Origin of the sequence: Maribacter sp. (assembly GCF_049667165.1) — a bacterium.
Classification (GTDB): Bacteria; Bacteroidota; Bacteroidia; order Flavobacteriales; family Flavobacteriaceae; genus Maribacter_A.
Genome location: NZ_JBATHS010000216.1, coordinates 1 through 9,542 on the forward strand (window position 1 = coordinate 1; position 9,542 = coordinate 9,542).

Below are 9,542 nucleotides of genomic sequence, written 5' to 3' on the forward strand. Positions count from 1 at the left end.
CCCCTACCCCAATGTTTACGGGGATAAAAAGATACTGCATCGGATAGTAACGTCCGTAGATATCCTTTGAATGTTATTTTAAACGACGATTGCCCAAATCAGGATAGCTATTAAAACTATGGAAAGCAAAAAGGAAAATAGATAGCTGCTGATTTCCTGAAGACGATCTCTTTTGGCCTATTTGGATCACAACTTTATATCGGAATCACTCGAATCTTCAGAGAACACCACAATCATCATACAGGCGAAAACAAAACATATTGCAAAGAAGCAAAACAAGGTAATATAATTGGCCATAAGTAGGAAATTTCTTGAAATCTATAAAAATTCCAACAGAAACATGGGTGTTCAACATTAAATTCGACCAAAAGCACTTTTGGCTACTGCTGCGCCTTGTTAATTCTAGAAATGTGCCTTGATTTTTAATTGAACTTCTGAACCATGAGGAGAAACCTTTACCTCGATGGTGTTCATGTCCAACTATCACAATACCCCTGATTGGTAGATATTTAATAAAACGTGTTGCAACCTTGTTTATGATCGCTTTTAATAACGATGCATTGGGGCAAAAGGCAATTGTGTGTGGTATTTTCGATATGCACTTATTCTTTCCATGAAATAGTACTACAATTTTCATACATTTCACTACGCTATCACTTGCAAACCAAAAATGGCTGCAACGTAATGGAAAAAACCTTTTATAGGTAAAGTGGAACGTGGTATATTTGCCAATGAATCACTTAAATTTTCGATTGTGGTCAACCTTTTAAGAGTTGATTGTTCTGGAATTGAAAACAATGCTATCCAAATGATTAGATAATCAGGGATATTCCCAAGTAAGAACTTCGTTTTGATGAACGTTTTAATTTAAAACACCTATGTCAAATAACATACTTATTGAAAATCAATATAAACGAACCAGTTTATTTGAAAAAGAAAATGTGAATTATCTAGTTCGTGTTTTAAAAAGATTCAATACGGTACCCAAGATAAACAACATAAATATCATTACCTCCAATAGTGAGCCAAATAGCTTTAAAATCGTACCCAACAAATCGATTATAATTGGTTCATTATTTTTAACCAAACCTGTTTTAGCCCTGGTGTATCTAAGATATGGTATTGAATGGCAACTTTGGTATAAAGCTTTGGGCAGCGAAAAAAACGATACTGTGTTGTGTGATGTAGCAGCCCTTCAAGTGACCCGTATATTCTACGAATTATTACCCAAGGATGATAAGGAAAAATTAAAATCCCATGATTATTCTTTGATCGATCTGATTAAAAGTGATGAAGATCTGAATCCCGATTCCTTATTGAAATATGAAGCCTTGCAGGCCTTTCATGGCTTAAAAAACACGAACAACGAATTTAAGGCTTCATGGAATCCCATTGTTGAAAATTTGGCAAAACCCACTGAGTATCTGTTAATGGCAGGTGGTGATCTTAGATTGAACATTGACGAAATTGATTTGTTGAACAAATACGGTTGCCGCCCCTTCCCTAGGCCCGAAGCATTCACTTTTGCCTCATCGACGGCAACAAGCGTATCGAATTATGCGTTTGACAAAACGGACAAGGTTCGAAGTATTTTGATTAGAAACAGCTTGAAAAATGGCTTTAAAAAAGCTACCATCGAGTTTTCCGAACTACTAAAAAACAACCTTAGAAAGGCCTTTAAATTATTCAATGGTTGTGAGATAATTTTCTCACCATCAGGAACTGATTCTGCCCTTCAAATAGCGGCGATTACCCAAATTATCTTCAAGAATGACATTACGCATGTTTTAGTGGCTTCCGATGAAACTGGCAGTGGTGTGCCCGCGGCATTGAAAGGATGTCATTTTGAAAACACAACGGCGTTGAATCTTCCGGTTAAAAAGGGGGATCAAATTGAAGGCTTTAGAGCTGTTGACTTGATCAAAATTCCTTTTAGGGATGAAAATGGTGCCCTAAAATCGTCCAAGCAATTGGATGAGGAAGTTTTTGATGCCATCTCAAAAACCAATGCATTGGGCAGGCATGTGGTATTACATACGATGGACCAATCGAAATTAGGCTATCAGTCTCCCAGCGATAAATTAATTAAAAAACTGAATTCACTCGATTCGTTATCCATGCAGATTATTGTGGATGGCTCACAACTTAGACTTGATCCCAAAGACATTCGAACTTATTTGGATAAAGGCTATATTGTTACCATCACCGGTAGTAAATACTTTACCGGCCCTCCCTACTCAGGTGCATTGATTCTTCCTAAAAGTGTCAGTAAATTAATCCAGGCCGTAAAAAATAAACTTCCGGAAGGGTTAACTGAATATTACAATCATTCCGATTGGCCAACATCATGGTTCTGTTCAAATGATTTGTCAGGGGGATATAATTATGGTTCCTATATGCGCTGGAACGCTGCTATCGTTGAGATGGACCGATATTTTAGAACACCTATCCTATATAGAAATATGGGTATCGAGATGTTTTGCAATTTCGTTGAAGATTCAATAAAAGACGCCACGTTCTTAGAACCGATTTATGGGGATGAAGCAAAAACGAATAGTTACAATAGCAAAGAATTCGGAATTCGGAATATCCGTACTATTTTCCCTTTCTTCATCCTAAAAAACAATGAAGCGCTATCTATTGATGAGGTGAAAAAACTCTATACCTTGTTAAATTCTGATTTATCGGAACATTTTCATGATTCCTCTTTGGAAATTGTTAGGCTTGCGGCACAAAAATGCCATATAGGGCAAGCAGTGAATGTAAAATATGGAAATGATGTTGAAAGTGCTGTTTTAAGGATTAGTTTGGGTGCAAGGGTTATTTCCGAAAGTTGGGTCAATAGGGATATTAGCCTCTTTTTTAGAAATATAGAACTACAAATGAACCAAATTACCGTCATCATAAAAAAAATAGAATTGATTCTCAATACGCCCGAATTGTTGCGTTAAAAAATGGAGATAGCATAATGTGGTGTCGTCAAGGGGGTGGCATCTGATCCTAAAGGGCGGCACGAACCTTAGTATCGTTATATTTATCCCACTAACTTACGATATAAAACAGATCATGAGAAATACCTAACGATTCCTAGTCCTGTTTTTATTTCAAGAATTCATACGCAAAGTTAAAGCCTAAATAAAAGACTCCCCAAATCGTTCAAAATGACAGGTATACCCATTAGGATTTCGGATCAGATAATCCTGATGTTCAGATTCTGCAGGCCAGAAGGTCGTATACGGCTCCAAGGTAGTCACTACCCTACCCTCCCATTTGTTGGATTGATCCACAAGGGCTATTATTTCTTCCGCATCTTTTCTTTCAGCCTCATTTTGAAAAAATATGGCCGAACGATAACTCGATCCCATATCATTGCCCTGTCTATCTACCGTTCTAGGGTCATGGATCCTATAGAAATAATCCAACAATTCCTTGAACGTAGTCACTGAGGGGTCATAGGTAATTTCAATTCCTTCGGCATGCCCGGGATGATAGCGGTAGGTCGGGTTTTCATTTTCTCCACCGATATACCCAACCTCTGTATCCATGACACCAGGCCGTGTTCTAAAGAGCTCTTCCATTCCCCAAAAACAGCCTCCGGCTATATATGCTTTTTTGTAGTTGTCCATGCTGTTAGCAATTTAAAAGTTCAATATCCATCTTTAAAAAGTATTAGTCCATTATTTCCGCTTTGAATTACACCGTTGACAATTTATTTCTTTCATGGTATGTCCTTTGTCAAAAGGAAATACCCTTTTAAGAACTACAGGAAAGCATGGAGCAGCCTACCTTGTTCCGCGCCCATTCCGGTCTTTTGGCAAACCACTTTTGATGCTCGTGTTGTTCGTCATAAGGTTTTTTCAACAGGTTGAAGAAGTCATCCAACAAGGTATACTCCCCTTTATCGGCTGCATCGATGGCCAATTGCGCCATATAATTACGAAGTACGTATTTCGGATTGATGGAATTCATGGCCTCCGCACGTTCCGCATCGTTTAAACGCTCCTTTTGTAGACGTGCCCTATAGATTGCAAACCATGCTTCCCATGTTTTGGCGATTTCGCCAGTTATACCGTCTAGATCATAAAAAGCGTCACCCACTAGGTTCAATCCATCGGAGTCATCCGCTTTTTTGAAACTTGCGAGTTCCCTAAAGAAAATGGTCATATCGGTTTCAGATCGCTGTAAGATAGCTTCCAAATCGGCAACCAAAGCCTCGTCATTAACGTCCACTTCGAAGAGTCCTAACTTTGATTTCATCATATTCAGATAGGCCTTTGGCATTTCGTCTTGATATTCACTTAGAATGGTCTGCAACGGTTCTACCTCTTCGATTAAGGGATAGAGGGCATTGGCCAATTTCAACAAATTCCATAAGACCACCTGTGGTTGTGTACCATATCTATAGCGTTTATGGGCGTTATCCGTAGTATTGGGCGTCCATCCATGGTCATATCCTTCCAACCAGCCATAGGGTCCATAATCGATGGTCAATCCTAAAATAGACATGTTATCGGTATTCATTACCCCATGTACAAACCCAACACGTTGCCAATGCATAACCATCTCCAAACTTCTTACCGCAACTTCCTTAAAAAAGGCAAGGTAAACCTCCTTGGAGGGCTTACCCAAATGGGGATAATGGTGGGTAAGGGTAAAATCAACCAAGGTTTTCAGTGTTTTTACATCTTGCTGGGCCGCCAATATTTCAAAATTGCCAAAACGTATGAACGAGGGAGCTACACGACAAACGATCGCCCCTTTTTCATAGGCCGGATTCCCGTCATACAACATATCACGCATTACCCGATCTCCACTCAATACAAGCGACAACGCCCTGGTCGTGGGTATACCCAGATGGTGCATGGCCTCACTGCAAAGATATTCCCTGATTGAGGAACGTAATACGGCCAGGCCGTCGGCCGTCCTTGAATACGGTGTTTCCCCAGCGCCTTTAAGCTGTAAGGCCCAATTTTTACCCTCGTGTTCAACCTCGGCAAGGTTAATGGCACGACCATCGCCCAATTGGCCCGCCCAATTTCCAAACTGGTGCCCACCATAACACATGGCATAGGGTTTTGTCCCTTTCATCACCCTAGTTCCCGAAAAAACTTCCAAGAAATCCTTAGATTCACCAGCATCACTTAAACCGATGGCCTTTGCCATTTCAGGCGATACATGGATCAATGAAGGGTTCGATGGTTTTTTTGGCATCACATAAGAAAAGCAGGCGTTACGTACTTGCCGTCTTGTATTCGATTCCAAGGGATCGGCCGGTAGTTCTTTATTGAATTTGTCCTTGATGTTGAGTTGTAGCGTCAAAAGTCATTTTTTAGTTCATCTTCCCAAAGTTACAATCTTCCCCACACTTCAAAGTCAAGTCATGTGCGCTTTTTCAATAATTAACGAAAGGGGGTATGGATTTCCCGGAAATACAGGGGTCAAAATTGGGTTATTCTCGGCCTGTGCGCCACAATGAGCTGCAAATCAAGTATCCAAGCAAGAGATAATCAGGTATTGACTCCCCTGAAAGTATTCCGCGAAAATATTTTTGTAACATAGGTAACACAACACTTTTAACATGATAATTATCATGAAAATTGGCAACTTAAGTCTCTAATTTTGGCGGAATACTAATTGAGAAAACATTATGGAGACCTTGACAGAAACTAAAAAAAGAGTGTATTTATTTGGAGATAAAAAAGCTGATGGAAACAGCAAAATGAAAAATCTCTTAGGTGGAAAAGGAGCGAATTTGGCAGAAATGAGTGCCATTGGAATTCCAGTGCCTCCCGGTTTCACAATTACCACTGAAGCTTGTACGGAATATAATGATTTAGGACAAGATTCTGTTATTGGTATGTTGAAACCAGAAGCTGAAGAAGCTATTGCCAAAATTGAGAAAATAATGGGAGCCAAGTTTGGTGATAAAGTAAATCCATTATTAGTATCCGTACGTTCTGGGGCAAGGGTTTCCATGCCAGGAATGATGGATACTGTTTTAAATTTAGGTTTAAATGATGATGTTGTATATGGACTAGCAGAAAAATCTGGAAATGAGCGTTTTGCCTGGGATTCATACAGACGATTTATTCAAATGTATGGTGATGTTGTTTTAGGTATGAAACCAGAATCAAAAGAAGATATTGATCCTTTTGAAGAAATCATGGAAGCGCTTAAAGAAAAACGCAACATAGAATTAGATACGGATTTTACAATTCAAGATCTAAAAGATTTAGTTCATGATTTTAAGGATGCAGTCAAAAAACGTACCGGACATGACTTCCCTACAAATCCTTGGGATCAACTTTGGGGAGCTGTTGTAGCGGTCTTCAATAGTTGGAATGGAAATAGGGCTGTTTATTACAGAAACATGCATGGTTATCCAAGTGATTGGGGAACTGCTGTAAACGTACAAGCCATGGTTTATGGTAATATGGGGGACAATTCCGGGACAGGAGTTTGTTTTACACGTGATGCTGGAACCGGAGAGAATGTTTTCAACGGTGAATATTTAATCAATGCCCAAGGGGAAGATGTTGTTGCGGGAACGAGAACACCGCAACAAATCACAAAATTGGGATCACTTCGTTGGGCAGAATTAGCAAAAGTAGATGAAGATGATAGAGCGAAAAATTATCCTTCCCTAGAGGAGTTAATGCCGAATATCTATAATGAATTGAATGGGTACCAACAAAAGCTTGAAGATCATTATAAAGATATGCAAGACATGGAGTTCACCATGCAAGATGGTAAACTTTGGATTCTTCAAACACGTAACGGTAAACGTACAGGTTCTGCAATGGTTAAAATTGCAATGGATAAATTAAAAGAAGGCTCCATTACCGAAGAAGAAGCATTACTTCGTATAGAACCAAATAAATTAGATGAGTTATTACATCCGATTTTTGATCCCATAGCATTAAAATCCGCAAATATTTTTGCACAAGGCTTACCTGCATCCCCTGGAGCGGCAACTGGGAAAATAGTGTTTTTTGCAGATGAAGCCGCAAAATTCAAAAACAGTATTTTAGTTCGTATAGAAACGTCTCCTGAAGATTTGGAGGGTATGAACATTGCCAAAGGTATTTTAACCGCCCGTGGGGGGATGACATCCCATGCAGCTGTTGTGGCTCGTGGAATGGGTAAATGTTGTGTATCTGGTGCAGGAGCTTTAAAAATTAATTATAAAAACAGGACCTTAACTGTTGACGGACATGAATATCATGAAGGGGATTGGATCTCTTTAAATGGTTCTACAGGTAATATCATAGAAGGTAAAGTGGCAACCATCGAACCTGAATTGAGTGGTGAATTTGCTGAACTCATGAAACTATCGGACAAATTTAGGACTATGGGAGTACGCACCAATGCAGATACCCCCAAAGATGCTAAAGTTGCTCGCAGTTTTGGTGCGGAAGGTATTGGTTTAACACGTACGGAACATATGTTTTTTGAAGTGGATCGTATCAAAGCCATGCGCGAAATGATCTTGTCAGATACGATTAATGGCCGTAAACGTGCATTAAAACAACTGTTACCCATGCAACGTGAAGATTTTGAAGGTATTTTCGAAGCCATGCAAGGATTGCCGGTAACGGTTCGTTTGTTAGATCCACCTTTACATGAATTTGTTCCCCATCAATTGGTGCAACAAAGAGAATTGGCTGAAGATATGCATATCACTCTAGATGCTGTTAAAAGTAAAGTAGCTGAATTGGCGGAATTCAATCCCATGCTAGGTCATAGAGGTTGTAGATTAGGAATTACCTATCCTGAAATCACTGAAATGCAGGCCAGGGCTATTATTGAAGCTGCCCTGAACCTAAAAGCAAAAGGTATTGTAGCCAAACCTGAAATTATGGTTCCTTTGATCGGTACATTGGCCGAATTTGAAAGTCAGGAAGCAATCATTAGAGCAACTGCCAATAAAGTGTTTGAGGAAAGAAAGGATACCATCGATTATTTAGTTGGTACTATGATTGAAATTCCTCGTGCTGCTTTAACGGCGGACCTAATTGCTAAAAAGGCTGAATTCTTCTCCTTTGGCACAAACGATTTAACGCAAATGGCTTTTGGCTATTCTCGGGATGATGCCGGTACTTTCTTGCCTATTTATATAGAAAAAGGAATTCTAAAAGTTGATCCTTTTGAAGTATTGGATCAGGAAGGTGTTGGGCAATTAGTAGAAATGGGTACTGAAAGAGGCCGAAAAACAAAACCTGATTTAAAAGTGGGTATTTGTGGTGAACATGGCGGTGAGCCAAGTTCTGTAGAGTTCTGCTTTAAAACAGGCTTGAATTATGTGAGTTGTTCTCCTTATAGGGTGCCGATCGCCCGTTTGGCAGCCGCCCAAGCAGCTATAAAAGCGAAGGCATAGTATTTATATATAAGCACAATAAAAGGCTTTGCAACGTTTTGCAAAGCCTTTTTGTTTTGGAAGTAATGGGGTCGAAAAGGTTTTGGCATCAGGGTTGTAGTCAAATCAGAAGTTCTATCTTTGCAGATTATTGGCTATTTTGGTGGTGCAGCGATACTTTGTTTAAATGAATTTGATCCATGTTTGACTTTTTTAAGAAAAAAATCTTTCTCGTAGATTATTTAGAGGGGTTGATAGATATACATAATCACATTTTACCGGGCTTGGATGATGGGGCTAAAAATGTTGGGGAGTCCATGGATTTGATCAAAGGCTTTGCCGACATTGGCGTCACCGATTTTATTGCCACCCCCCATATCATGCACAACTTTTACCCCAACAATCCAGCTACGATCAACGAGGCTTTATTGACACTTAAGAACGAATTGTTAGTACAAAAACAAAAAAACATTTCCATACGGGCAGCGGCCGAGCATATGATCGATGACAATTTCGAGGCTATTATGGAAAATGATGAGGTCATGCCACTGGGTGGCAATTATGTTTTGGTTGAAATGTCGTATTTGCAGCCTTCCATAAATTTCAATGAGGCCATCATAAAGATATCCTCCAAAAACCATTTTACCATCTTGGCACACCCTGAACGGTACATCTACCTTCATAATGCCTATGGCAAGTACGAGGAGTATAAGAAACAGGGAGTCCTTTTTCAATTGAATCTACTTAGTCTTAGCGATTACTATGGCAAGGAAGCCCAAAAAATGGCGTATAAGCTTTTGGATGACGGATTTATCGATTTTGTAGGTTCCGATGTACATAACATTCGGCAATTGAACAGTTTAAAAGAAGTTCAGGTGGGTACAAAAATGATGGATCTATTAAAACCGATACTCCAAAAAACAAACAATTCGTTTTAAGGGTAGAATTTGGGAACCAACTATCCTTGTCTGTAGCAAGCAGGCCCAAGGCACCGTGTCCGCCATTGGAGGGTCACCTCCCTTTCGGTTGATGAGCAATGGTCATTAAGTTTAAGGATTTAAATGTCTGGTCGAGCGCAGTCGAGACCTCCTTATTTGCTCAAGTGTTGAGTTCTCGACTACTATCGGAGGGAAATCACCCCCCCCCCATTACCTTAATGACTATTGCATATACGCTGAGAAAAGAG

The 9,542-nt window shown here is 39.6% G+C and carries 5 protein-coding genes; 3 read left to right on the forward strand and 2 right to left on the reverse strand.

Features of this window, described 5'->3' with window-relative positions; all coding sequences use genetic code 11:
• The first annotated feature begins 878 nt into the window (after positions 1-878).
• A complete protein-coding gene (locus WBM98_RS10970) occupies positions 879-2,951 on the forward strand; it encodes a hypothetical protein (protein WP_424366064.1) in 2,073 nt (690 codons plus the stop codon).
• A 180-nt stretch (positions 2,952-3,131) separates the two neighbouring features.
• On the opposite strand, the gene msrA is transcribed toward WBM98_RS10970, so the two are convergent.
• Together msrA and WBM98_RS10980 are read right to left on the reverse strand one after the other, a co-directional pair.
• The gene (msrA, locus tag WBM98_RS10975) at positions 3,132-3,626 is read right to left on the reverse strand and encodes a peptide-methionine (S)-S-oxide reductase MsrA (protein WP_424366065.1); all 495 of its coding nucleotides are present in this window, start codon (positions 3,624-3,626) and stop codon (positions 3,132-3,134) included.
• Between the two features lie 127 nt (positions 3,627-3,753).
• Positions 3,754-5,319: a protein adenylyltransferase SelO gene (locus WBM98_RS10980; RefSeq protein WP_424366066.1), complete on the reverse strand. Its 1,566-nt coding sequence runs from the start codon at positions 5,317-5,319 to the stop codon at positions 3,754-3,756.
• Positions 5,320-5,647: 328 nt separating this feature from the next.
• On the opposite strand from WBM98_RS10980, the gene ppdK reads away from it, so the two are divergent.
• Together ppdK and WBM98_RS10990 are read left to right on the forward strand one after the other, a co-directional pair.
• Positions 5,648-8,377, forward strand: coding sequence for a pyruvate, phosphate dikinase (gene ppdK / locus WBM98_RS10985; protein WP_424366067.1), 2,730 nt, complete (start codon positions 5,648-5,650; stop codon positions 8,375-8,377).
• A 179-nt stretch (positions 8,378-8,556) separates the two neighbouring features.
• On the forward strand, positions 8,557-9,294 hold the full coding sequence (locus WBM98_RS10990; RefSeq protein WP_424366068.1) for a tyrosine-protein phosphatase: 738 nt from the start codon (positions 8,557-8,559) through the stop codon (positions 9,292-9,294).
• Positions 9,295-9,542 lie beyond the last annotated feature (248 nt).